Below are 24813 nucleotides of genomic sequence, written 5' to 3' on the forward strand. Positions count from 1 at the left end.
AGATACAACGCTGCGCCTATTTACCGCGACAGCGGGACCCCGCCAAAACCGTCGGCGCGATCTCGACGATGTCATAGAACTCGTCGCTCGTCGCCCGAGGAAAGGACGCCACCCGCACGCCCCTCTGGCGCAGCCGTTCCCGCTCGGCGGCGGTCCACCGGAAGACGGTGCCCGGATAGGCGGGGTGCGCCTCGCCCTGGGGCTTCCACGGCATCTCGGTGTTGCCAAGTGCGAGCAGCACGGGCTGGCCGTTGGCGCAGGCCACGCTGTCAGCGACGTCTATCAGTCGCCCGAGAGTCAGATCCTGCTGCCGGCGCTGGCCGCGGTCGAAATAGACCCGATAGTGGAACTCACCCTGCCGAGGCATGTACACGCGGTTCGGCACGTAATAGGGCATGGACTCCATGAGGTAATCGGGCTCCGAGGCCAGAATGGCGTCGCGAAACCGGGGGTTGGCCTCGATGAACTCGCCGTACGCCTTGCTGCCCGATACCGGCTTGGTGAAGTAACGATGCGCCATGACTGGGAGCGCGGCGGACTGCACGACGAACAGCGGAAGCAGTCCGAATGCCATCCGCCGACTGTCGCCGGCAGTCGACCGCCCCGGATTGCCCGCCACGGCGATCCAGCAGATGGAAAAGAGAAGGAATGCGATCATCCCCTCGTGTCTCAGGCCGCCGGAATAGACATGACGAAACAACACCTCGAAGCCGAGGATGGTGACGATCATCGCGGCCAGGCACGCGCGGTTGCGGCGGAGTGACCACGCCACGCTCAGGAGACAGATGTCCACGATCACGCGGGATGCCAGATCCCGGTCTATGTGGAGAAGGCGCCACGGGAGCTCACCCGCCGCTGCGACGTTGGCCCCCGTTACACCGCTTAGTGCCCATCCGGGGTCCGTGAGAATGGTTCGCACGATTCCCCCCGCACTCAGCTGCCCGGGCCAGAATGCCCACGCCATGTCGGGGGTCGGTCTCGCGCTCCAGAGAGCCAGCCCTGCACCAGAGAGTGACAACGCGATCGCCATGACGCCGCGCCACTCGAGTCGGCCCTGCTCGCGATCGAGAAGGTCACTCAGCCAGATGAAGACGAAAACGAGCGCGCCGAATGCGGCATGCACGCTCGTATTCGCCATGAGGGCGAGCACCATGCCGAGCATGAGGGGACGCTGCCGCCTCAACGGGAACACGATGCAGGCGACGATCATCAGCAGCACGCCGATGCCGTAGTTCCGCGCCACCACGCTCAGCTCGTAACCGAGGAATGCGCCGAACACCGCGAGCATCCGCAGCCAGACAGGAAACGGCGCGAAGCGGAGGATCAGGTATGCGGTCACCGTAGCGATGACGAGCGCCGCAACCGGAAGGACGAGATGCGAATGCGTCGCCGCGTATCCGATGCGCAGAATGGCGTACCACAGTATCGGGTGACCTTCGTGATGGAGCTCCGCGACGAGCTGGCCCCACGACGCCGTCCGTGTCGCGACGGAGAACGCGCGCACCTCGTCCCGCCACATCTCGTGACGGATCGCCAGGACGGAGATGAGCGCCACGTACGCGGCGAGCGATCCCCACAGCTGGCGGGGCGTGATTCCGCGCGCCGCGGTCCCCTCGCGCCCGGACGCCGGCACTACGAAGACGGACACTCCAGCTTGCGGCCATCGGGATCGAACAGCCGGTCGCGCGTGAACCCGGCGCGATGCAGGCGATAGCGGACCGACGTCGCCAATACGCCGACGCCGTAAACTACTGACCGCCTGAAGTTGATGGACGACGCCTCGGCGAAATACTTCGTCGGACAGGCGATCTCGCCGATGCTGAAGCCGAACATCGCCGCCTGGGCGAGAATCTGGTTATCGAACAGAAAATCGTCCGAGCACTCGTTCAGCGGCAGCGTCTCGAGAACCTGGCGCGTGAAGGTGCGATAGCCGGTGTGAAATTCCGAGAGCTTGATGCCAAGGAAGATGTTCTCAACCGCCGTCAGAAAGCGATTCGCCACGTACTTGTAAAGCGGCATGCCACCTTCCCTTGCACCGCGCCCGAGAATGCGCGAGCCGAGCACGACGTCGAACTCTCCGGATGCGGCGAGCGAAGCCATCGGACCGATGAGATTCGGCGAATACTGATAGTCCGGGTGGAGCATGATGACGATGTCGGCGCCGCGCCGCAGCGCTTCGGTGTAGCAGGTCTTCTGATTTCCACCGTATCCGCGATTCTCCGGATGCACGACGTACGGCACACCGAGACGCTCCGCGACCGCGACCGTGTCGTCGCCCGACGCGTCATCCACCAGCAGCAGATCGTCCACTACGCCGGCAGGTATCTCCGAGATGGTCCGCTCGAGCGTGCGTCCGGCATTGTACGCCGGCAGCACGACGACGACCCGCTTCCCGTTGATCACTTCACCACGACACGCTCGGCGGCGACTCCCTTGAAGCGCGTCTTGTCCTGGTCTCCGGCGTACGGCCCCTGCTTGACCTCGATCATCTCCAGCTCCTCGAGAACCTCGAAGCCATGCCCGCCCGTGGCGAGAAGGATGACGTCCCCGCCATGAAGAATCCGGCTCTCAAGGTAATTCTGGCCATTGTCGTAGAAATCAACGCGAAGCTTGCCACGCTTGATGAACAACACTTCCTGCGTGAAGTGGACGTTCCTGCTGACCGGATTGTGAACGTGAGGCTCGATCACTTTCCCGAGGGGATGGTGCATGTAGGCGAGCTGCTGCGACAGGTCGCTTGGAGTGAAGAAATGGATCCCGGGCTCGTCGAAGTCGCGGGAAACGATCACCGCGAGGAGCTGGTCACCGGATTTGAGCGTCTCGATCATAGGAGGAAGAAGATATCAGCTTCCGCACTCAATGCGGTAACGCCGCGGAGTCCTGCCGTCTCCGGCGTTCAGAACGATCACCTCGTCGAATCCCTTTGCGCGGGCCCTGGCGCAGACGGCGACACGGGTCGTGTCGCTCGGAAGCTGGGGCCGGGAGCGCGATGTGTAGACGGTCATGTTGTACTGCGTCGTCATTTTGCAGCCGGCCGCCGGCATGCCGTCAATCATCGCTACCGATGAGACCGCCGGGGCGACGAGCGAGACGAAGTCGCACCTGTCGTCGGCGTCGAACATCCCCCAGTAGAGGCGATTGGACTGGGGAATGAAGAGCGCCGCACGTCGCCGTTCGGCGAGAGGCAGCGCGCGGATCTCGCGGAGCGCGGACACGAGGGGATAGTAGGTCGTCCGGCGGAGGCCTTCGGCGAGAGTTACGCGATCCGCCAGAGCGCGGACACCGGACGATGCCGCACCTTTGCCGCCGAGTGCAAGAAGCTCGCGGCGAAGCGCCACGTTCGCACGGAGAACCCGGAGCGGCCATTGGAACGTGTTGAGAGCCAGCGTCACCGCGAACGGTGCCGCGACGACAATCGCGAGAAGCGTGGAGAGTCTGACGGCGCGGAATCCTCTCCCGGGCGCGGATGTCGCGCTACCTGGCTGAGTTGCGCGCCAGTGTCTCACCCAGATCCCCAGGCGGGAGAGGATGAAGCTGAGAGCCACCCACCGCTGCACGTCAGAGAAATAGATCGCCGATCCGCCGTGGATCGAAAATACCTCGCCCGGAAGGAAACCGAGCAGCGCGACGAGTGCGACGAATTCGACATCCAGAATACGCCTCGCGCGAAATGCCTCGCGAAGACCCGCGAAGTCGCGAATGCCCTCCTCCCACAGCCGGCCGGCGATGTATAGCCAGCTCCAGAGCATGTGCACCAGAGGAAAGAACTGCTGCCAGTTGGCCACCACCTCGAATCGCAGGAAGTTGAGCCACGACACGCCGCCATTATGACTCGCGAGGGAGACTCGCGAATAGGTAAACGAGACAGCGACGATACCTGCCACACACGCCGCAACGCCCATCCATCGCTTCCAGAGGCCCAGCCGAAGCGCGAAGTACAACGCGACGCCAAAGAGGATCAGCATCAGCGAGACCTTGAGGAATCCGAGCACCGCCAGCGACACCGGGATAAACACGAGAAGAAACACAAGCGCGTCGCCACGGGCCGGCCCGCTCTCCGCTTTGTCTGTATCGGCGGGTAACCGCGGCACAACCGCGCGCCGTGCATCGTTGAGCCAGAATGCCAGCGCCGCGCCGATCACGAGCAGAAGCACGGGAATCCCGATGAGGTACGACTCCGATACCAGGACGTTCGCGTTCCACACCGTGAGCGCGTCGAGCGCGCTCGTGGGGATGAGCCCGATGGTCGCGGCCGCAACAACCAGCCAGGTGCGGTAGTCGCCTCGAAGCGATGCTGACGCTTCATCACGGCCGAACGCGAATCGCAGCTCGACCGCAAGAAGCAGCAGCGCTCCGAGAAAGAGAGGGATGACGACGATCGGATAACCAAGCGAGTAGAACGTGAGCACGTCCGTTCCGATCAGGTCCGCCCACTTGGCGTAGAGCCACGCTGACCCGTAGTGGTAATGAATCACCGGAAGCCCGTCGAGACCGGTGCTCGCCACCCCATACGTCTCGAGCATGTTCGCCATGCTCGCGTAATAGAGAGGGTCGTGATGCACGTTTGCCCGGAACGACAGCGTTTCCCAGTAGAGCGGCATCTTGTAGCGCGAGCCCCATGTCACGCCTGCGCTCCAAATGGTGAAGAGCACCGAGCCGGCCAGAAACAGAATCGTGCTCGCGGGCCTGCCACGGGGGAGCCAGCGTACCAGCGTAAACGCGGCAAGGCCAAATCCAGCGAGCGCGATTACGAGCGCGAGGACGGTCCCGGCGCCGCGCGCACCGATTCCCGCAATCGCGGTCAACACGAGGCAGGCGAGCGTCAGCGCCGCCTGTGACGACCACCAATTCCCTTTGCCGACATGTTCGCGGCGCGCGATGCGCGTCAGCCAGAGCGGAGCAGCGCAGAGAAAAAGCGACAGGCCGAGTGAGAGGGCGACCGGGGCAACGGGATTGTCGAACCCGATTCGCGAGACCCAGTAGATAGCCGCAAGCACGATGGCGGCGACCGACGTTCCCACGACGATCGTCTCGCGGGCGTCGAGAAATTCGGAATCCGCGCGCGTCCCGTCCTTCACAAGCCACTCCCTCGGCACTCGATGGGATGTGCCGAGACACGGCCGGCGCTGTCGAAACGGAGACTCAGCACGCGATCGAATCCCATGCGTGTGGCGCGCGCGCAGAGCGTGGGCGGGATCGCGTCGTCAGTCGTCTGCGCGCGTGTCCGCGGCGCGAACAGACTGAGCCCGTAGTACGGACTGAGCCGGCAACCCTGGGGCGGCATGCCGTCAATCATCGCCATTCCCGTCAGCGCCGGCGCGACATAGCCGGAGAACGCGCACCCGCCATGCCTGCCGAGAATGGTCCAGTATCTCTGATCGGCCTGCGGAATGAACAGCGCCGTCCTTCGTTTCTCCTGGAGTGGCAGCAAATCCAGGCCGAGGAGACCCTGTACCGCCGCGTAATTGCGCGCTCGTCGCAGGCCTGCCTCGAGCTGATCCGGGTCGGCGAGCAGCGGCAGCGCGCGCAACCCCTCGGGTATCTGCGCTCTTCGTTCCGGCGAGTACAGCGCGTGCCGCGTGGCGGCGTTCGCGCGCATCATCCGGTTCGTCCAGAACGCGGTGTTCCGAATCATTGATATCGCCAGCGGCAGCGCGAGGAACGCAACTCCAACGATCCTCAGATCGGATTTCCGCCATCTCAACACGCGTGGAATCAGTGTCGTGCTTCCCGCCAGCAGCAGACTCAGGGCAAGCCACCGCTGGACGTCGGAGAAATAGAACGCGGATCCGCCGTCTATGTGGAGAAGGAGGCCCGGCACGACCCCCGCCAGCGCGACGACAACGACGACTTCCACATCGAGAACACTTCGCCCCCTGACTGCGGCGATCAAATCTCCGACAGTGCGCGTCCCCTCCTGCCTGAGCCGCAGCACGACGTACACAAGCGACCAGAAGAGATGCACCAGCAGGAAGAAGGGCCACCACACGACGGGTACGAATCCCTTGAGAAAATCGAACGGTATGACCCCTTCGCGATGCGCGAGCAGCGACACTTCTCCATATGTCACCACCACGACCGCCGCGGCGAGGAGGGCCGCGGCCCCGAGCTGCCAGCGCCGGTAGGCACCCACGCGTAACGCCGCATAGGCGGCCGCGCCGAAGCCGAGAACCATCAGCGAGATCTTGAGGTATCCCAGCACCGACAGCCCGCCCGGAACAAGCAGGAACAGCAGCGCATAGTCGGAGACACTGACGTGCCCGGCCATCACCGCTTCGCCTCTCGTTCTCCACCACAGGACAACCGTCGCCAGCAGAAGGAGCGCGACAGGAATCGCGACGGTGTAGGACTCCGAGATCATCAGATTGGAAGTCCATACGCCGAGCGCGTCCATGCCGGTGATCGGCATGACTCCTATCGTCGCCGCGAGAAAGACTCCCCAGAACGCCAGGTCTCTCGACGGATCGCGCCCTGCCGCGCTACGCAACTCGATGGCGAACGCGATCACGGCGCCGAAGAAGAACGGAATCATCGTCACCGGGAACGCGAGCTGATAGAACTGCATCAGCGAGAGCCCGGCGAGCTTCGACCACTGCGCGAACAGCCACGGCGTTCCCCAGTGATACGCCATGTGCGGAAGCCCGTCGAGCCCCACGCTCGCGACGTGATACGTGCGGAGCATGTTGCCGAGCGCAGCCAGCGTGACGCCATCGTGGTGAACCATTCCATCGAGCGTCAGCATCTCCATGAACAACGGGCTCTTGTAGATGCGGCCCCACACGACGCCGGCGGCCCAGGTCGAGAAGACCGCGCTCCCGAGGATCATCGCGATGCTGCTCTTCACGGAGCGCCTTCTCAGCCACCCGACGAGAACCAGCACGAACGTCAAAGCTCCCGCGGCTGCAAGCGGAACGAAGGGGCTGACACCGAGAAGCGGAACGATCCAGCCGAGCGCCGCGGTCGCCGCGATGGTGAGCAGCCACAGGAAGGAATACGAAGTCGCCCACCAGTATCCACCGAAGCGGCCGCGAAGCACGCGCCTCAGCGCATAGGGCGCGTTCAACAGGAGCAGCGCGAGTCCCGCCGCGCGCAGCACCGGGCTCAGGGGATTGTCGAACCCCGTTCTCGCGAACCAGTAGACGAACGCGAGACCGAGAGCCACGATGGACGAGCTGACGGCGACCGTCCCGAAGGCGGTAATGTCGTCAACCAGGAAGCTGAGCGGTACCAACCTTTGGCGATCGAGGGCAGGCTGAAGCACCCGTACCTCGCGAAGAAACATCAGAAGCCCGTGGATCGGCCAACTATATAAAGTGGCCGCTGCTTGACCTCGTCGTAGATGCGGCCGATGAACTCGCCGATCACACCGAGACAGATGAGCTGGACGCCGCCGAGAAAAAGAACGACGACGATTGTGGATGCCCAGCCCCGTGCCGCGTGCGAAGTCCCGGTGATCTGCTGAATGGCGAACGCCACACCCAGCACGAAGCTCGCCGCAGACACCATGAATCCCATGTAGGTCGCCAGACGGAGCGGTGCCTTGGACAACGCCAGTACGCCGTCCGTCGCGAGACCCACGAGCCGTCTGAAGGAGTACTTGGTCCGGCCGGCGAACCGTGCCGGCCGCTCGAACAGAATCGCCGTCTGCCTGAACCCCAGCCATGCGCGGAGACCGCGGACATAGCGGTTTCTCTCGGGCATCGCGTTGAGAAGATCCACAACCTTTCGATCCATCAGACAGAAATCGCCAGTATCGGGAGGAACCTCGACGTCCGTGAGCCGTCGCAGAATCCGGTAATAGACGTAGTACGCCGCGCGAAGCAGAGGATTCGGACCTTCGCGCCGGTTCTTCTGCGCGTAGACCACCTCGAAACCCTCGCGCCACTTACGGAGCATCTCAACAATCAGCTCCGGAGGGTCCTGCAGATCGGCATCTATTACCACCGCACAGCTCCCGGAGACCGCGCGCAATCCCGCCGTTACCGCGGCCTGGTGCCCGAAGTTTCGGGAGAAATGCAACGCCTTGAAGCGCGGGTCGCTGTTGCAGATGGAATCGAGGAGGTCCGGCGACCGGTCGTGGCTGCCGTCGTTGACGAAGATCACCTCGAACCGCTCTCCGCTGGGGACAAGCACCTGGAGAAGGCGTGAGTGGAGTGGCTCGATGACCACTTCCTCATTGAAGATGGGCACGACGACCGAGACCACCGGTGCCTCAGCGGCCGACAGACCCGCCGGCACGTTCGACTGATTTGAGTTGTCTTGTTGGAGCTGAGCCATCAGGATAGAGGTATTTGGAATGGGAGACCCTGGCCGGGTGCCCGGCATCGGCGCGCCTGAAAGTTAGAATCACGCAAGTCCGCCGCAAGCGCGGCAGGGCGCTCAACGAGTCACCTGTGCGCGCGGCGCCATCCACCAGAGCGACCATGGGCCGCGCGTGTATTTGCGTGTCGGCTCGTGCGTTCGGATGATCTGCTTCAGGTGATCTCCGAACCAGCGCACCGTGTCGGTCTGGTGCTGCACCATCCATCCGCCGATGGGCTTTTCCGCCGCGCGGTCTATATAGACCTGTCTTTGCTCCGGTGACAGCGTACCGATCATCTCGTAGGGCTTGGGGAGCCACGACCGGACGCTCATCACGCGCTCATTCTTCCCCGCCCCGCGCCACGCAGGGAGCACCAGCCGTCCGTCGGCGATACGCACGATGGGATCGTTCGGCGTCGCGCCGGACTCGCGGAGCAGCGTCTCGAGCTCGGGATCCATCAGCGGAAGCTGGTCGGTAAACCTCGCCGGCGTGAGCTGCGCGGTCCCGATATCCGCAAGCAACCCCGGATGCCCGAGCGTCATCGCAATCGGAACGGCGAACACCGGGACCATCGCCGCGCGAACGTAACGATGCCACGGACGCCGCGTCGCCGCGCGCAGCACGATCGCCAGCACCGCCAGCGCGAACAGCAGCGCGGGCGTGATGCTGAACAGATTCACCGGATGGCTGCGCGACACGAAGTAGCTGCTCAGCGACCACACACCGCCCCACACGCCGGCCGCCACCACCACGCGGAAGTCGCGCCAGTCCTCGACGAGAAAGTGCACCACCACGGTCGAGACAATGAAGAACACGAGCAGCAGATACCACACGGCTCCCGTCGTATCTATCGGAAGCGCGCCGAAGCCGCGGCTGTAGAGGAGTCCGTACTCGACGTACCCGGCGAGATCGGGCGGCGCGCCGACCGCCGCCATGTAGATCGCCCAGACGATTCCATAAAGCGCGATCGCCATCCCGACCGGGACGGCCACCGCTCCGATCACGCGCTGCGCAACGCTCGATGCGCTCGCCCCCTCCCTCCGCCACGCGTACGCGCTCTGAATGACATATACCGCGAACGCCGAGAACCAGATCGCCGAGCCGTAGATGGCTGCCTCGAAGGACCACGCGAGGGCGCAAAGCCAGATCAAGTGCCCGGTGAATGGGAAAGCCAGCCATTTCAGCGAGCCATCGCCATTCTTCCGCCGACGGTTGAAGCTGTAGAGCAGCCACGCCAGCATCACGAAGCACCACAGAAATCGCACCGGACCGCCGGAGGGCGTCATCTGCGCGGGGAGGATCAGCGTCGCCGTGCGTGGCCGGAAGAAGAGAGTCGTGAACACCGCTCCCGCCGCCAGCAGAACGTCTCCCGCCCCGCCGCGCATCTTCCGCAGAACGATGAACATGCCCGCCGCGACGACGGCATAGACCGCCGCCTGATAGAACCAGAACGACTGCCACGCGCTGCCGGGCATCGCGGCCGGAATGAGAATGCTCAGAAAACCGTACTGCGACGGCGTGTCTCTCAGCAGCCACCCACCCTGCCTGAGCTGTTCGATTGGTCCAGTCCAGAAACCCCAGTGGTAGAACTCGACCACCGGGTTGGTGCGGAAGCTGAACACGACCAGCGCCACCAGGAGCAGCGCGGACAGCACGCGCAGGGCGACGCCGTTGGCCGCGCGCGGCTCGTCCGGGAGATCGAGCCGCGGCAGTCCCCACAGCGAGATGCCTGTCGCGACCGCGAATGCGATGAGTCGGACCGGCGAGCCAGGAAACCACAAGCTTGCTCTGGTCCAGTACACAAGGCCGGCCGCGCACATCCACGCGATCAGGCTGACGACGATGAGAATCGCGATCTGCGCCAGCGTCGCGGGCGAGCGATCGCCCATGAGGCTCGGCGCACCGGTAAAGGTCGTCACAAGCGCGGGAACGAGCGCCAGCGCCGCGAGCCCGAGGCGACCGTCTATCGCGAACAACACCGCGTACCAGATGGCGAAAATCACGGTCGCCGCCTTGACCACGGTTGCCGCCTGTGCGCGGAACATCCGCGGCAAGACGACCGCGACGAGAATCGCGACGAGCGGGAAACCGGCGAGGAGCGACATGTACACCGCCCATTCCACCGTCTCGGTCTGGCCACCGCGGCCCATGAGCCGGATCAACCGGGGAATCCACTCGTAGCCCCAGAGAACAAACAGGGCAGCCGTCGAGGCCACCCAGAGCGGCTCGGCGCCGCGCGCCACTGCCGAAACGAGCGGGGGCAGGCGGCGCGGAACGGGCTCGCGAGTATCCACCGTCTCAGTCATCCACGACCGCGAGCAGGCCGACCTCGGCCAGTTTCTCCGCCGTCTCGACCGCTTCGTCAGCGCCCACGCCAATGTACTCCGCGAGATCCACCAGGTCGCGTGTCCCGTCGGCGTACGCGAGAACATTCGTCATCGCGCGCACCGCGTAACCCGCGCCGCGCGTGCTGAGCGTGGGATAGAGGCCGCGCTTTCCGAGCTGCGGCTCGCACGGGGTCGTCGCGCGATAGACGTGATTGTGCTCGATCAGCTCGATCGTCTTCCGGATCGCCTCGAAGCCTCCCTCGAGCCCTGACGGCGTGACGAGCTTCAGATCGTCGAGCGACGTGTGATACTCGGGATAGCTGTTGTACCGCGTGCGCATGATGGACGCGACCGGCAGGTCCACACCGGGGCTGCAGTACTGCCGCTCATCGCTCCTGCGGTCGAGAAACGAATACTCGACGTGATCCGGAGCGTGACGCCTGAGAACGAGCTTCGCCGCCCGGTCGGCGAGCGTGTTCCCGGCGCGCGACCTCAGCAGGGAGTACGCGCGGTCATCCCCCACGCACGTCACGACGTAGCCTGCCACGACCCTTTCCCTCAGATCGGCGAGGTGACGGCTGATGTACACTATCGCGCCGATCGTCTCGGGCACGAACACGATGCGATAGCTGAAGCGCCGCTCCGGGAGCGACGCGAGCCACCGCGCGAGAGCCGTCGTCACGACCGGGCCCGACAGCTCGTTGTTCGCCATGGACGGATGGCAGATATAGGTGGACAGCAGGACTTCCTTCTTCTCGCGCCCGGGAATCAGCACCTCTCCGTACGTGAGAGAGCCGTGCTCGAGAGTGCTGTCTATCACCGCGTGGTACTTCCCTTCCGGAAGCGCTTCGCGCTGCGCGTGGGCAAGGCAGAACCCCCAGCGCTTCGTGTAATACGAAGTGACGTACGGAATCGCATCCGGCTGCTCGGGGAGCGAATGCAGGTGCAGCTGCAACTCGGCAAGCGTCAGCCACTTGTCCACCGGCGTCGAGTATCCGACGACGTGCAGATTGCTCGCGGCGAAATCGATCACGCGATTGCCGCGCTCGTCCTCGATGTACGCGCCGCGAATGTTCCACTCGTCCGGCACCGTCCAGTCAAATGCCTGTGTTCCCGACCGAACCTCGTGCACGGTCAGGGCGGGGACGATCTTCTTCAAATAGGCCAGCGTTTCGCGAACACCGTTGCCCGTGAGACTGCGGCAGATCGGGAACAGATCCGATGCCCACGCATGCATCTCGCGCCCCGTCATGCCGGCCTCCACAGTGGCTCGGGCGACTCGAAGTCGCCGATATCGAAGCGGCGGCCCAGCTCCTCTATTGCCGGCTCCACCCACTTCCTCGTCTTCTCGTCGAGCAACGCGAACGGATCGGCGCGCAGCTCCGCGAGCCACAGCTCGGTCAGCGCGCGCGCAGAAGCGGCGAGAACCTCGGGATGCCCTTCCACGCGCCGGCACACACCGGCGTCGATCGCCTCGTCAAGCAGTCGCGGCCAATCGTAGTCGAGACCGGTGCCGAGCGGTCTCACATGGTAGTCGAGCGAGCCCTCCACCACTGTGCCGTCGCCCATCACGACCTTCCCCGGGAAAACCTTGTCATAGCGGTACACCGGCCCGCCCGCGACACGCTCGGCGAAATGCACGATCGTGTTGTAATGGAATGTGTCTCCGTAGTACAGCACCACGCCATCACGCCGCATGAGATCCGCAAAGATCGAGTCTCCGCCGAACGGGTCGGTGTCCGGCCCCCACGCCGGCGATGGAGCGGCGCCGAGGCCGGCGACCGAGAACATCGGGATCGGGGTCCGCCACTCCGCCGCGTGCGTGCGAAAGCGCTCGGGGATCGGCCCGAGCTGCGATTCGTTGGCGACGACGTCGAATACGTGCGTCTTCGGGAAATCGTAGTTGAACGACGGCAGCCACAACGCGCGATCGCCGGCGGCATCGCGAAGAACGGCAATGTGGGAATCAAGATACGCTTCGCGGTCGCGCACTGGCTCAACGAGGCGGGTGGTGCGGAACGGATCCGAATGCACGAACACCGGGCCGCTTCCCATGGAGCCGATCAGCTCGCCGATAAACGATGCCACGCTCACTTCTGCTTGAACCGGTGGCTCACCGCAACTTTGCCAATGATGACCCGGTGAGGCGAGAGCTGCTTCTGAAGGTGCGTGCGAAAGTGAGCCATGATGGCGCGGCGATCGAGCGACGCGCCATCGCGCGGCTCGACGGTGACTTCGATATGCTGGCCCGTGATCGGGTTCGGCACGCCCACCGCCTTGGCGCGCAGAACGTCGGGATGCAGCAGCGCCACACGCTCGACTTCACCGGGCAGGATCTTGAGCCCGCCGACGTTTACTATCTCCTTCGCGCGTCCGACGACCTTGATGAACTCACCGTCCTGCTCGACGATGTCGCCCGTGTCGTACCATCCGTCAACGAACGGTGACGGCGCGTTGAGATAGCCAAGCATCCGGTTGGCCGATCGCATTTGGAGCACGCCCTCCACGATCCGCGTCTCGATCCCCGTCCCGCCGATCCGCATCCACAGACTGTCGCGCGCCTTCGACTTGACCTGGAACACGCCAAGCTCGGAGAGACCGTACGTCTGCCTGAGATCCACCGCGGGCAGCTTCGCGGCGAGGCGGTCGAGTGTCCCCTGGTCCATCCGTTCGGTTCCGTAGGTGATGACGCGGAGATCGGGGAACTTCATCGCGTCGAACACGCCCGTGAGCAGCATCATGCGAAGAAATGTCGGCGTCGCCGGCAGCAGCTCTACGCGATGCTTCACCATTTCCGCGGCGATCGTCTCCGGCGTGCGCTCGGAGGGAACAATCACCACGCCCTTGTTGAACAGCGTGTGCAGCATCGTGTTGATGCCGCCGGCGTGATCGAACAGAAGGAAATTGAGCGCGCGGAGCGGAGCGCGCGGAACGGCGTAGCGCTCGAGAAAATTGTCAAAGTCGTGGAGGATCGCTTTGGGGCGACCGGTGGTTCCCGACGAGAAGAAGACAATGCCGGGGTGCCCGCTGCGGCGGAGCTCCTCGATCAGCCGATGCGCTGCGGCGGACTGCCCCCCGCGGTGCTCCAGGCGGCCACCGCGAATGATCCACTCGGCGCGACCGGTCTCGAAGAAATACTCATGGTCGGCGCTCGTCCCCTCAGTGAGAGGCATCAGGATCACGCCGCGGTCGAGCAGCTCCAGCATCGTCGCGATCGTGGGGCCGTCGAAGTCGCCGACAAGCGCCACCACCGCGCCCCGTGGAATGGCCGCGAGATCCACTCCCGGCTGCGCGGCCGCTCCGGCGATGTCATCGAAGGCGAGACTGCCGCCCGGGCCGATCAGGAAGGGCTCGTGGTTCCCGGCGTTCCGTCTGCCGAGCTCCTCGAGGATGCGCACTACGCGCCGCCGACGTGCATGATCTGTCCGCTGATCATCGAGCTCTCGTCCGAGAGCAGGAGCGAGAGGATGTTCCACACGTCTTCGGGTGTGCCCTGGCGCGGGATGATCTGCTGGCGGACCACTGCTTCGACCTTGTCCTTCGGGACCTTCGCGATGAGCGCCGTATCTATGGGGCCGGGGGCAATGGCATTGACCGTCACTCCGTGCGGCGCCATCTCACGGGCGAACGCGCGCGTGAATCCCTCGACCCCCGCCTTGGACGCGACGTAGATCGCTTCACCCTTGATGGCGAGCGGCACGCCAAGTGTGGAAAAGTTGACGATGCGTCCCGATCCGCGCTTGATGAGCGCGGGTGCGACCTGCTGGCAACAGAAGATGGTGCCGAGAAGGTTTGTCTCGACAATCCGTCTCACGGTCTCCGGCGGCGTCGTCACGACGAGATTCATGGACGCGATCCCGGCGCAATTGATCAACGCGAATACGCTTTTGTCGCGCCGAAGATCGCCGAGCGCGGCAGCGATGGATGCGGGATCCGAGACGTCGGCGGCGCGCATCTCGAAGGCCGCGTCGGCTGCCGGCGTCCGGCCGACGCCGACCACGCGGTAGCCGCGGGAGTGCAGCTGGTCGGCGCAGAAGCGACCGAGCCCGCGCGACGCACCGGTGACGATGACGGTGTCCATTTACGACTGCGGCAGCTCGGACAGATGACGCGCGAGAGTCCCGACGCTGCGCAGGACGCTGCGCGCCTCGGACATCGCGCTGTCGCTCGTCCAGTCGAAATGCGCCCCGAGCTGGTCGCGCGCGTACTCCTCGGCGGCGAGCAGCAGCATCACCAGATCGGCGGAGTCCACCACGCGGCCGGCGCCGACAAGGACTGTGTTGGCCGTGACCGACCCGGCCGACTGGCCGGTCAGCGATGCGACCTCATCGCGCACGAACTTCTCAACGTCTTCGTAAGCAGCTGCCATTCAGTGAGCCTCGGATTTCATGTTCGAATCTGTCATTTCGTGCAGATGAGCAGCGACCGCGTTTCGGGGTGCGACGCTACGACCTCGACGCTCCCGAAGTGCGACCCGAGCGCAGCCATGAGATTCTCCCGCGTGTACCACCCGAACGATCCCCGGGCCGCGTTCCAGGCCGGAAAGAACCCAGGATCGCTGGTGATCATCTGGTCGTCCATGTCCACGAACTCGACGCAAAGATACTTCGTCGAGAGGCGGCCGAGTATCGCGGCGATGGCCTCGAAGGTCAGGGCCTGGCCCAGCGCGAGGTGGTGGACGATCGCGAGGGCGAGGACCAACTCGCACTGGAGCCGCTCATCGGGGGGCGCGACGACCGGCGCGCCATCGCCGATGAGCGACAGCGATGGCTCGTTCTCGTACACCCTCGGATAGAGCGGCGGCAGCGGTGCGGTGAGATTCGCGACCAGCGGCAGGATGTCGAGCCGCTCCCGGCGGGCATCGCCGAACAGGCGGTCGATCGAGGCCTCGTCGAGGTCCACCGCGACGACCGAGCTGCCGAGCCTGGCGGCGAGCATCGAGAACCATCCCGTATTGCTGCCGAGGTCGAGGACAGTGCGCGGGTTGAGCCGCGTGAGCGTTTCGTGCACGCCGCGCTGCTTGTCCGTCCAGTCGTCGCTCGGGGTCGCCGCGAACACCTCCTTCTTGTCCTCGTAGTAGCTGCTGTATGCGCTGCCTTTCAGGGCCGCCTTTCTCGACGCGATGATGTGCCGCAGCCGGCGGAAGAAGCGCGGCTTTTGCGGCCCCTTCTCCACAAGAGTGACGAGAAGCCATCGCGCCTCGACCTCGTACATCACGCGGTCGGCGAACGATCCTTCGAACGCCTCCTGCCGCGTGATCACCGACTCCGACGCATTGAGCGTAGTCTCGTAGATGCGGCGCCTGGCCTGCGCGTGCAGGCCGCGATGCATCATCATCAACGGAAGCCCGAAGTACGGCTCGAACATCAGGCGGTACATCTCGTAGATCGCTTTCGACGTCTCGTCCCACAGGGCGCCGATCCCCTCGGGAGGCCGTCCCGACTGGAGATGGGGCTGCTTCGGCAGATCGGAGATCGGGATGATGGACGTGAAGTCCACGAACACCGGACGGGTCCCCGAGAACAGGATGTTGTGCGGGTGCCAGTCCTTGATCGTGAGGCCGTGCTCCTCGAGCCGCTCGTAGAGTGCAATGTGGAGCAGCGCCGCCTCGCCGAACATCGCGGCCGACCATTCGTGCGGATACGTGACGAACGGAATTCGCTCGTGCTCGAGCACCATTTCGTACGCCAGCCCGGGGTGCGGATTCTCCGCCAGCTCGCGCGTCGGGACGATGCCGTGGCTGAAGAGATCGTGCTCCTCGCAAACGCGGAGCACCCGGCGCACGGTGTCCGCGTGTCCGCTGTAGATGCCGCGAAGAACGCGGTCGCCGCTCACGAATGGCTCGCCGGCAGTATCGAATCCGACGAGGCGCGTCACCTGCGCGGATGTCCGGGCTGCGGTCACGCCGCTCCGACCTCGCGCTCGGAGAGGGCGACCAGATCCTCCGTCATGTTGAAGTCGCGGCCATCCACCAGCCGGTCGCAGACGAACTCGATGAACGCATCCTTCCCGGGCAGCAGCAGCTCACGCTTCTCGTGCTGGAGCCCCCACCACTCGGTGCGTGGATCGTGCACGATCTCGAGCGGGATCTGCCGCTGGATGAAGTGCGAGTATGCGTACTTGCGCACGTCACGCCGCTGCTGATCGGTAAGACGTCCGAGACGCGACGCGCCCTTCAGGAACCGGCGGTAGGTGATAGGCGTCATTCCTTCGTGCGCAAAGCCGAGCCCGCCGTAGTGCGCCTCGCCGGCGAGAATCACCGGCTTGCCCATGAGCGCGAGTTCGAGACCGGCAGTGCCGTACACCGTGACGCCGCCATCTATCAGCTCGAACATGTTGGCCGGGCTGATGTCCTCTTCCGCTGGAATGACCCGCACGTGGTCGGGCAGCTCGGGGAATTCCCGCTCGATCAGTCGCTGGACGCCGCTGGCGGGGTTATCCCACGCCTCGATCGGATGGATCTTGATCAGCCACTGAACGTCGGGGATCTCGATGGCGTGGCGAATGGTGTCTATCATCCAGTCGTCGAACGACGGATACGCCATCGGCGCGTAGTCGGACACGCTGTCCCAGTTGATATGGGCAAGCACGGCGAAAACGGGCTTGTCGGTGGGCGCGTACTTCTTCTTCAGCTCGCTGACGTCCTGGCGATAAGTCTTGATGTGCTTCATGTCGAAGCTGATCTGCCGGTGGTAGCGGTCCTCGAAGAACTTGTCGAGTCGGGCGTTCTCCCGCGGCGAGAGCTCGCGGCTCCTGATGTCCTCCCAGCAGGCGCGGCTCAGCTTCTTGAAATCAATGCGCGAGGGGTCCTCGACGTGGCGAAGGTAGAAATGCCACGAGAGATACGACGCCTTCCACCCGGTCACGGGGATGCCGCGCTCGAACGCGGTGTGAATGGCGGGGCCCCAGTCTATGTAAGTGCCGTGCGACATGAATACGCGCCACGGATTGAACCGGTCGAGCGCGCGGGCGGCGGCGCAGGCGGACACGAGCCCGCTGTACGCATACTCGCGCACGATCGCCTCGTGGCCCGTCAGCGCGGCACCCTGGAGGTATCGCACGACAGACGAACGCACGTTCTTCCCGACGTTCAGGCCGTTGTAGGAGAGCGTGTCGAGTGTGTCCCACGTCACGTCGGCGGTGCTCTGCCAGAGCTCGTCGCGCTCCGCGTCCGTCAGGAAATCACCGTTGTAAGAGTACGGAATTCCCATCTGCTCGAGCACAGCGCTCGTCTTGCGCGTGCAGGTCAGGCAGGCGTCGCGCCATTTCGCGATCGGCACTCCCTCCTGCACGGTGCGGATGGCACAGCCGCGGTAAGGCGCATTGCAGATGATGGCGTGGACGTCATACCCGCGCAGCTTCATCGCCGCGGCGATGGATGCCTCGACATGCAGAAGCAGCGGCATGCCCCCCGGTACCCAGAAGAGAAGCGTTCCCTTCGACTGATCAATGTCGCGGCCATGCTTGTACAGCTGAGCCATCTTCCGCGTGCGGTGCTCTTCGGTGTGCTTGAAGAGCGCCTGCACCAGCAGCGGCGATTTCTGGATTGCGATGTGCGCGGCCATCCGCGCATACCGGTTCAAGGATTTCAGAGGAGAGCGCAAATTTCAGTGGATTTGGTTGTGCGGGGCCAGGCCTCGAGCCCCGCGCATCGCGGACGGCTAAATCTGACTCAACCCTGCGGTACCCAGGCAATCACCGACGCCGCGAGAAGCGGGTTCGGACCGAAGGCAGGAGAACTCTCGGCGATGATCTTGAGCGAGCCCCGCGCCTCGTGATCGTGCAGAATGGTCACCAGATTCCGGTTGTATCCGTTGGCCTGAATATAACGCCGCCTGAGAAGGCCCAGCAGGGTGCTTTCGTCGCAATGTTCATAGACGGGCTCCACGTGCACCACCGCCGCCGGACGGAGCGCGGACAACCCCTCGACGAACGCGTCGCCGATGGGCTCGATGTACTGGGCCGCATAGGCCGTAAAGACGGTGCTGCCCTCGGGGATCGTGATCCCCGCCGTGCGACCCGAGGCGAGATCGCACCACCCGGTCGAGAGCGCCGTCCCCTCCCGACTCGCGATCGCCGCGGCAAGCTCGGGGCCGGTCGAAGTGCAGTCGGCGGCAAATAGCGGGATGCCGGCGAATTCGGCCCGCCGCGCGAGCCCCAGGATCACACTTCCGTAACCGCAACCGAGCTCGACCAGCCCGGCCGCATTCAGATGCGGCTGGAGCGCCCCCGCGACGATGTCCAGATAAGCCGCGTGCGATTCCTCCGGCGTCATCAGCACAAGGTCGTCGCCCAGCGCCACCAGAGTCTCCTTCGGATCCCCCGCCGCCCATCGGTCCACTTCGTCGAGCCCCGCCCCCGGATTCTTTCTGAATCGCTCGAGAAGCTCGCCCCATTTCTCCCGGCCGAACTCACGCTCGATCTCATCCGGAGTCCTCCGCTTCTCCGGCCATGGCTCAAGGCCGAGCAGCCGCGCCGGCCAGGGCGAATATTTCGGAAGATCGTCGAGCGGACGGAGCTTCATGATGACTACCGGGTAGCGGGTAGCTGGTACCGGTTCTCGTACACCTTCTCGAACGCGGTTACGACGTCCATCAAGTCCGCCTCAGTCATGCTGGCGTGGATGACGTCGGTGCACATAAGCTCCTTGTAGTACAGCCGCTCGATCACCGGGCAGATTCCCGGCTCGTAGCTGACCGTGCCCTTCCAGCCGGGATAGGTGAACGGAAACCCGTCCTTTCCGAAGGCAATGCGCTTCTGGTACATGGGCTCGAGATAGATCGGCTCGGTGTACCCCTTCACCATCGGGATCCCCTCGGCGTTGAGCGCATCCACGAACCGGTCGCGCGAAACACCGACGACATCCTCGTCGAACCTCAACGCGTACCGGTAATACCCGTGCATGACGCCCTCCTTCACGACCGGCGTGCGCAGTCCGGGGAACAATCTCAGCCGCTCCGTCAGAAACTCAGCGCACGCCACGCGCGGCGGATGCAGCGCCGGCAGCTTCCTGAGCTGCTCGATGCCGATCGCCGCCTCTATCTCCGTCATGCGATAGTTGAACCCGACGAGGTTCACGATGTCCTCGACACCCATGTCCTTCACCACCACTTCACCGTGGTTGCGGATCAGCGCCAGGCGATCGGCCAATCTTGCATCGTCGGTGACTACAACTCCGCCTTCACCGGTGTGAATCGTCTTGTGATAGTTGAGACTGAACACACCCATGTGGGCGAGCGTGCCGGCGTGCCGCCCGTTGTACGTCGCACCGGGAGCCTGCGCCGCATCCTCGATCACGACGAGGTTCCGCTCACGCGCGATCTCCATTATCCCGTCAATGTCGGCCGGATGGCCGAGCAGGTCCACGACGATGATCGCCTTCGTGTACGGACTGAGGCGCTGGCGGATCGTTTCGGGAGTGATGCAGAACGTGTCCTCGTCTATGTCGGCAAATACGGGAATCGCGCCGTAGACGATTGCCGCCGATGCCGAGGCCGTCATCGTGTACGGCGAGACGATGACTTCGTCTCCCGGCCCCACTCCCGCCGCGCCGACCGCGGCGTAGAGACCCGACGTCGCGGCGTTGACGGACACCGCGTGCTTCACGCCAAAGAACGCTTCCCAGTCGCGCTCCAGCCGCTGCACATTCGTCCCGCCGTGGAACGCGGGCGACCATGTGCCGAGAAATCCGGAAAGCTCTCCGCTGTCGAGCACCGCGGCGACCGCGCGCTTTTCCTCTTCGCCGATGGTGTTGTACCGTGGGAATGGCGTGGTGCGGACGGGTGTGCCGCCGTTGATCGCGAGCCGGCTCACGACGTGGCGCTCACCGCGCCCGCCCGCGTCAGGGTGACGACTTCCCCCTCGTTTCGCGCGGACTGGTGGGCCGCGAGTGCAATTCTCAGCGCTTCCAATCCGTCCTCGCCCGATGACTGCGGCGCCGAGCCGGTGGCAAGACACGCCACGATGTCTTCGACGGCGTGCAGCATCACGTCCTTCCGGTCGCCCATGTTCACCGATGATGGGGCGAGCTCGACATAGCCGCTGTAGCGCGGGCTCGGCATCGCCGTCGCGATATCCACGCGATACGACGAGTCCACTATCTGCGCTCTGCCGCGCGATCCCATGATATCCATCTCGCAAATGGTGAAGTTGGCGACCTCCGCCGCGCGCATGGTCGCGACCATGCCGTTCGACATGCCGAGCGCGACGTCGAGCGTCGGATCGGCGCCACCCTCGCGAAGAATGTCTTTCGCCGATACCCACTCGACTTCGCCCACGAGATAACGGAGGAGGTCGAACCAGTGCGTGCCGTTGTGCACCGTGCCTTTCGTGAGCCAGCCCGAAACGCCCCGCAGCTCACCGATGCCGCCGTCGCGCAGAAAGCGCCTCAGGTTCTGCATGTTCCGCGCGTAGCGGCGCAGGTGCATCACCACCAGCAGCGTGCCCCGCTCCCGCGCCAGCCCCACAAGGCGCTCCGCCTCGTACAGCGTCGAAGCCAGCGGCTTTTCACAGAGCATCGCGAGCGGCGCCTGTTCGGCCCTGAGAATCTGCGACGCCACGGTGAAGTGCGTCGGCGTTGGAGTGGCGACGCTCACGATCTCCGGACGTACCGATGCCATCAGATCCGCGACGGCGCTGAAACGCGCGCTCACTCCCCACCGCTCGCCGCAACGCTCGAGCGCGGCCGGGTCGGAGTCCGCGATCGCCACCAGGTCCGTCTCGGGGCATTGCTGATACGCCTCGGCGTGAGAGAACACGTCTCCTTTCATCAGCCGGTCGTCGGCGAAGTCGCTGCCGATCTTTCCGCAGCCGATCAGCGCCGCCCTGTAGGGTGGCCGGCCTGGCACCGTCATGAGCGAACGTCTTTCTGCCGGATGTTGCGGTTCAAATCAATCAGATCAGAACGGCGTTCGAGAAGATTCAGCACGTCGGCGAGAGTGAACGCGGGATTCGCGGGGTAGAGCTCGTCGTAGATCGCGCGCACGAGCTCGAGGTCTTCGTCCGTGTCCACGGTGAGTCGCAGCGATGCCGCAGCTTCGGGAAAATCGGTCCCGACGTTTCTGCAACGATAGCGCTCGGGATGCTCCCAGAAGTGAACCGAGACGTGCTCGTGATCCGCCGGATCTGTGGATGTGGCGTTGATCTCCGCGAGGTCGGCGGCGCGAAACACGCGCACGTCCGTGCCGCGCGGGGTCGTATGCGGCAGGATGTTGCTGACGAAATCCGCGCCGCCCATGAGAAAATTGCCGACGACCTTGTCCACCAGGCCGGGATCCACGAGCGGGCAGTCACCAGTCAGCTCGACGATGATATCCGCGGAGCGGGCGTCCGCCGCGCGGACTACGCGATCCAGCACGTCGTCTTCGCTTCCGCGAAAGACATGCGCGCCAATCCTCTGCGCGTATGCGGCGAGCCGGTCGTCCGCCGGGTCGTCTGTCGTCGCAATCACGATCTCGTCAATCGTCCTTGCGCGCCGCAGCCGCTCGACCATGCGGCCGAGCATCGGCTCGCCGAGGATCGGCATGAGGACTTTACCGGGGAGCCGGGTGGCGTTGAAGCGCGCCTCCACGATGCAGACGATCCTCATCGGGTCGGCGCCCATTCGATGCGGCTCACCCCTCGGTGACATGCTTCGGCCTCAGATGCGAGTTGATATCGGCCAGTTCCGGCTCGCGCTCGATGAGACTCACAACGTCGAGCCAGCTGAAGTCGTTGCCGCCGCCGAGCCGCGCGTAAACCCGCCGCGCAAACTCGAGATCCACCGGCGTATCCACAGTCCACCGCCAGGCGTGGCGATCAATGCCGGTCGTCACCGGGACGAGCCGGAACGCCGCCGGATTGTCGTACATGTACACGGTGACGTGCGAGCGCTCGAAACTTTCCGTCGCCTCGCGCCATGCGCGATCGAGCGCGCCACGCGAGAACACCTCGACGTCGAGCCCCAGCGGGAAGCTCGGCTCAAGCTTGTTGCTCGCATAATCCGCCGCGGGCTCGGCAGCTCGATAACTGGCGATGGCCTGGTCGCAGACGTCGGGATCCACGAAAGGCGAATCGGCGCAGATGCGGACGATGACGCCGGCACCGAGACTTTCCGCGGCATCGTGAAAGCGGCCGAGCACGTCCTCCTCGCTCCCTCTCGTTACGCGGACGCCGAGCAATTCCGCCGCCTCCGCGACCGCATCGTCGGCGGGGTTGACGGTGGTTGCCACTACCACCTCGTCCACGAGCCGGGATCGCCGGACTCGTTGCACGACCCTCGCCAGCATGGATTGGCCCGCAATATCGAGGAGGACCTTGCCGGGGAGGCGCGACGAAGTCATTCGCGCCTGGATGATAGCGATCGTGGGGAGCACGTCAGGCTTTCGATTCAAGATCAACCTGGGTTGATCTTCCGCTTGCAGTTACCGGCATGAGGTCCTCCCACTGAAGTACATGATCCCGCGACAGATCCCGTGCTGCGCACCGCCCGATCACCTCATCCCAGTGCACCGGGCTCACCCCCGTCCCCGGCCGCTTGTACGTGAGCATCTCCTCGCGCAATTCGGTCCCCGCTGAGACGTCCGCATCGAGCACGATGCTCCGCCGCGCGTTCAGCCGCGAGATCTCTTCCGTCTCGATTGATTCGACCTCCGCCTTCCTCCCGATCATCGAGTCGAGCCGCGCCACGTACACGCGGAACCGCTTGAGATCGTCCACGTCCATCGCGTGGTAATGGTCGTTTCCCGGCAGCGTCTTGTCGTGCGTGAAGTGCTTCTCGATCACCCGTGCACCCAACACGAATGCCGTGCACAGCGCGGTCATCCCGTCGTCGGGAACGGTGTGATCGGAATAGCCGATGAGCAGCTCGGGATACTCGGCGCGCAGCGCAGTGATCATCCCCAGATGCGCGTTCTCGTCAGCGGTCGGATAATTGAGCACGCAATGCAGCAGCGACAGCTCTTCGCACCCCGCGTCGCGAAGCGTCTTCACCGCATCCCGCACTTCGTCGGAAGTGGACGCGCCAGTCGAGAGAACGACGGGCTTCCCCGTCTCCGCCACCTGTCGCAGCAGCGGAGTATTCGTGAGATCGGCAGACGCAATCTTGAAGAACGGCATCAGCGGGTCCAGCAGCTCCACCGCCGACTTGTCGAATGGAGTGGAGACGAAATCGATCCCCACCTCCTCGCAGTGCTTCGCCAGCTCGCGATACTCGTCCGGCCCGAACGAATCGTACTTCTGGAAGAGCCGGAACTGGCTCGTCGTCGGCTCCCTCGTTAGATCCCAGTACGCCGGGCTGTGCTTCGACGCCAGCGTCTCCGCCTTGTACGTCTGGAACTTCGCCGCGTCCGCGCCGCCTTCCTTCGCCAGGTCTATCAGCCTCTTCGCCAGCTCCAGCGACCCTTCGTGATTCACCCCGATCTCGGCAATGACATAAGGCATCGAATCATCGGTCACAACCCGCGCCCCAAGGTGGATCTCTCTGCGCCTCTGCGTCTCTGCCCTCTCTGCGTTCTCGTCCCTACCCATGGCCGTTGACCTTCTCCAGTCCGTGCTTGGCCTCGAGCTGATTCAGATAGCCGTTCATCGCGCCGTGATCGTTGGTCATGTTCTCGTCGTGGCGGCGATAGCGGTACAGCGGCAGCGCGACCCGGTGGATTCTGTACTTCTCGAGGAAGCGGATGCGCAGGTCCTTGTCCTCGTGCAGCAGGAACTGCTCGTCGTACAGTCCGAGCTCCACCAGCTGGTCAATGCGGAACATAATGCCGCAGCCGATCGGCTTCTCCTCGCAGTTCATGCGCTCGATCACTTCGTCGTTGTCCTCCACGAGGTGATAGTCGCACGCCACCGCGTCCATCCACGGATTGAGCGTGAGATGCATCGAGAGAATGTTCAGGTACTCCGTGTGCACGTAGTCGTCGCCGTCAATCCGCACGACGAACCGGCCGCGCGCCGACCGGATGCCGATGTTGAGCGAGCCCGGAAGCCCCTTCCGTTCGTCGTTGTGAATCAGCCGGATCTTGTGCTCGAATTGCTCAAGTGCGAATCGCGTGCGGTCCGTGCTCGCGTCGTTCACCACGATCACTTCGTAGTCGCCGCTCGGGTACGTCTGGTTGAGGATCGACCGTATGCACCGGCCGATGTAATTCTCCTGGTTGCGTACTGCCACGACCAGCGAGACGGTTGGCATGTGTGTCATTCGATGTC

At 64.4% G+C, this 24813-nt stretch carries 21 protein-coding genes; all 21 read right to left on the reverse strand.

Going from position 1 to position 24813, the window contains the following annotated elements; all coding sequences use genetic code 11:
- Positions 1-16: 16 nt before the first annotated feature.
- Positions 17-1648: a hypothetical protein gene (locus Q7S20_10805; protein ID MDO8502321.1), complete on the reverse strand. Its 1632-nt coding sequence runs from the start codon at positions 1646-1648 to the stop codon at positions 17-19.
- Entirely contained in the window at positions 1633-2403 is a 771-nt protein-coding gene (locus Q7S20_10810; GenBank protein ID MDO8502322.1) for a glycosyltransferase family 2 protein, read from the reverse strand. The genes Q7S20_10805 and Q7S20_10810 overlap by 16 nt, the downstream gene beginning before the upstream one ends.
- Positions 2400-2828 (reverse strand): hypothetical protein, encoded by a 429-nt coding sequence (locus Q7S20_10815; GenBank protein MDO8502323.1) that lies wholly within the window; start codon positions 2826-2828, stop codon positions 2400-2402. The genes Q7S20_10810 and Q7S20_10815 overlap by 4 nt, the downstream gene beginning before the upstream one ends.
- A gap of 15 nt (positions 2829-2843) precedes the next feature.
- Positions 2844-5078 carry a hypothetical protein gene (locus Q7S20_10820; protein MDO8502324.1) on the reverse strand — a complete coding sequence of 745 codons (2235 nt, stop codon included), beginning with the start codon at positions 5076-5078 and terminating at the stop codon, positions 2844-2846.
- Complete coding sequence (locus Q7S20_10825) at positions 5075-7231, reverse strand: hypothetical protein (protein MDO8502325.1); 2157 nt, start codon at positions 7229-7231, stop codon at positions 5075-5077. The genes Q7S20_10820 and Q7S20_10825 overlap by 4 nt, the downstream gene beginning before the upstream one ends.
- Positions 7232-7281: 50 nt before the next feature.
- Positions 7282-8205 carry a glycosyltransferase family 2 protein gene (locus tag Q7S20_10830; protein ID MDO8502326.1) on the reverse strand — a complete coding sequence of 308 codons (924 nt, stop codon included), beginning with the start codon at positions 8203-8205 and terminating at the stop codon, positions 7282-7284.
- A gap of 174 nt (positions 8206-8379) precedes the next feature.
- The gene (locus Q7S20_10835) at positions 8380-10608 is read right to left on the reverse strand and encodes a hypothetical protein (GenBank protein MDO8502327.1); all 2229 of its coding nucleotides are present in this window, start codon (positions 10606-10608) and stop codon (positions 8380-8382) included.
- A complete protein-coding gene (locus Q7S20_10840) occupies positions 10601-11881 on the reverse strand; it encodes a DUF4910 domain-containing protein (protein MDO8502328.1) in 1281 nt (426 codons plus the stop codon). The genes Q7S20_10835 and Q7S20_10840 overlap by 8 nt, the downstream gene beginning before the upstream one ends.
- Positions 11878-12717, reverse strand: a complete 840-nt coding sequence (locus tag Q7S20_10845) for an AAC(3) family N-acetyltransferase (GenBank protein ID MDO8502329.1) — start codon at positions 12715-12717, stop codon at positions 11878-11880. The genes Q7S20_10840 and Q7S20_10845 overlap by 4 nt, the downstream gene beginning before the upstream one ends.
- A 2-nt stretch (positions 12718-12719) precedes the next feature.
- Positions 12720-14027 carry a fatty acid--CoA ligase family protein gene (locus Q7S20_10850; protein ID MDO8502330.1) on the reverse strand — a complete coding sequence of 436 codons (1308 nt, stop codon included), beginning with the start codon at positions 14025-14027 and terminating at the stop codon, positions 12720-12722.
- Complete coding sequence (locus tag Q7S20_10855; GenBank protein MDO8502331.1) at positions 14027-14710, reverse strand: SDR family oxidoreductase; 684 nt, start codon at positions 14708-14710, stop codon at positions 14027-14029. Before Q7S20_10855 ends, Q7S20_10850 begins: the two co-directional genes overlap by 1 nt.
- Positions 14711-14998 (reverse strand): hypothetical protein, encoded by a 288-nt coding sequence (locus Q7S20_10860; protein MDO8502332.1) that lies wholly within the window; start codon positions 14996-14998, stop codon positions 14711-14713. It abuts the gene before it with no gap.
- A gap of 32 nt (positions 14999-15030) precedes the next feature.
- The gene (locus tag Q7S20_10865) at positions 15031-16533 is read right to left on the reverse strand and encodes a hypothetical protein (GenBank protein MDO8502333.1); all 1503 of its coding nucleotides are present in this window, start codon (positions 16531-16533) and stop codon (positions 15031-15033) included.
- Positions 16530-18194 (reverse strand): hypothetical protein, encoded by a 1665-nt coding sequence (locus Q7S20_10870; protein ID MDO8502334.1) that lies wholly within the window; start codon positions 18192-18194, stop codon positions 16530-16532. Before Q7S20_10870 ends, Q7S20_10865 begins: the two co-directional genes overlap by 4 nt.
- 107 nt (positions 18195-18301) lie before the next feature.
- Positions 18302-19153 carry a hypothetical protein gene (locus tag Q7S20_10875; protein MDO8502335.1) on the reverse strand — a complete coding sequence of 284 codons (852 nt, stop codon included), beginning with the start codon at positions 19151-19153 and terminating at the stop codon, positions 18302-18304.
- 5 nt (positions 19154-19158) lie between these two features.
- Positions 19159-20442, reverse strand: a complete 1284-nt coding sequence (locus Q7S20_10880; protein ID MDO8502336.1) for a DegT/DnrJ/EryC1/StrS family aminotransferase — start codon at positions 20440-20442, stop codon at positions 19159-19161.
- On the reverse strand, positions 20439-21482 hold the full coding sequence (locus Q7S20_10885; GenBank protein MDO8502337.1) for a Gfo/Idh/MocA family oxidoreductase: 1044 nt from the start codon (positions 21480-21482) through the stop codon (positions 20439-20441). The genes Q7S20_10880 and Q7S20_10885 overlap by 4 nt, the downstream gene beginning before the upstream one ends.
- Positions 21479-22258 carry a glycosyltransferase family protein gene (locus tag Q7S20_10890; protein MDO8502338.1) on the reverse strand — a complete coding sequence of 260 codons (780 nt, stop codon included), beginning with the start codon at positions 22256-22258 and terminating at the stop codon, positions 21479-21481. The genes Q7S20_10885 and Q7S20_10890 overlap by 4 nt, the downstream gene beginning before the upstream one ends.
- Complete coding sequence (locus Q7S20_10895; protein ID MDO8502339.1) at positions 22242-23000, reverse strand: glycosyltransferase family protein; 759 nt, start codon at positions 22998-23000, stop codon at positions 22242-22244. Before Q7S20_10895 ends, Q7S20_10890 begins: the two co-directional genes overlap by 17 nt.
- The gene (locus Q7S20_10900; GenBank protein MDO8502340.1) at positions 22984-24048 is read right to left on the reverse strand and encodes an N-acetylneuraminate synthase family protein; all 1065 of its coding nucleotides are present in this window, start codon (positions 24046-24048) and stop codon (positions 22984-22986) included. The genes Q7S20_10895 and Q7S20_10900 overlap by 17 nt, the downstream gene beginning before the upstream one ends.
- Before the next feature lie 79 nt (positions 24049-24127).
- Positions 24128-24805: a glycosyltransferase family A protein gene (locus Q7S20_10905; protein ID MDO8502341.1), complete on the reverse strand. Its 678-nt coding sequence runs from the start codon at positions 24803-24805 to the stop codon at positions 24128-24130.
- Positions 24806-24813 lie beyond the last annotated feature (8 nt).

Source organism: Gemmatimonadaceae bacterium, assembly GCA_030647905.1.
Classification (GTDB): domain Bacteria; phylum Gemmatimonadota; class Gemmatimonadetes; order Gemmatimonadales; family Gemmatimonadaceae; genus UBA4720.

Coding starts and splice junctions, on each gene's coding strand:
- Q7S20_10875 (MDO8502335.1), bottom strand. CDS start 19,153: ATGAAGCTCCGTCCGCTCGACGATCTTCCGAAATATTCGCCCTGGCCG.
- Q7S20_10855 (MDO8502331.1), bottom strand. CDS start 14,710: ATGGACACCGTCATCGTCACCGGTGCGTCGCGCGGGCTCGGTCGCTTC.
- Q7S20_10835 (MDO8502327.1), bottom strand. CDS start 10,608: ATGACTGAGACGGTGGATACTCGCGAGCCCGTTCCGCGCCGCCTGCCC.
- Q7S20_10815 (MDO8502323.1), bottom strand. CDS start 2,828: ATGATCGAGACGCTCAAATCCGGTGACCAGCTCCTCGCGGTGATCGTT.
- Q7S20_10870 (MDO8502334.1), bottom strand. CDS start 18,194: ATGGCCGCGCACATCGCAATCCAGAAATCGCCGCTGCTGGTGCAGGCG.
- Q7S20_10860 (MDO8502332.1), bottom strand. CDS start 14,998: ATGGCAGCTGCTTACGAAGACGTTGAGAAGTTCGTGCGCGATGAGGTC.
- Q7S20_10900 (MDO8502340.1), bottom strand. CDS start 24,048: ATGCCTTATGTCATTGCCGAGATCGGGGTGAATCACGAAGGGTCGCTG.
- Q7S20_10840 (MDO8502328.1), bottom strand. CDS start 11,881: ATGACGGGGCGCGAGATGCATGCGTGGGCATCGGATCTGTTCCCGATC.
- Q7S20_10905 (MDO8502341.1), bottom strand. CDS start 24,805: ATGACACACATGCCAACCGTCTCGCTGGTCGTGGCAGTACGCAACCAG.
- Q7S20_10885 (MDO8502337.1), bottom strand. CDS start 21,482: ATGACGGTGCCAGGCCGGCCACCCTACAGGGCGGCGCTGATCGGCTGC.
- Q7S20_10890 (MDO8502338.1), bottom strand. CDS start 22,258: ATGTCACCGAGGGGTGAGCCGCATCGAATGGGCGCCGACCCGATGAGG.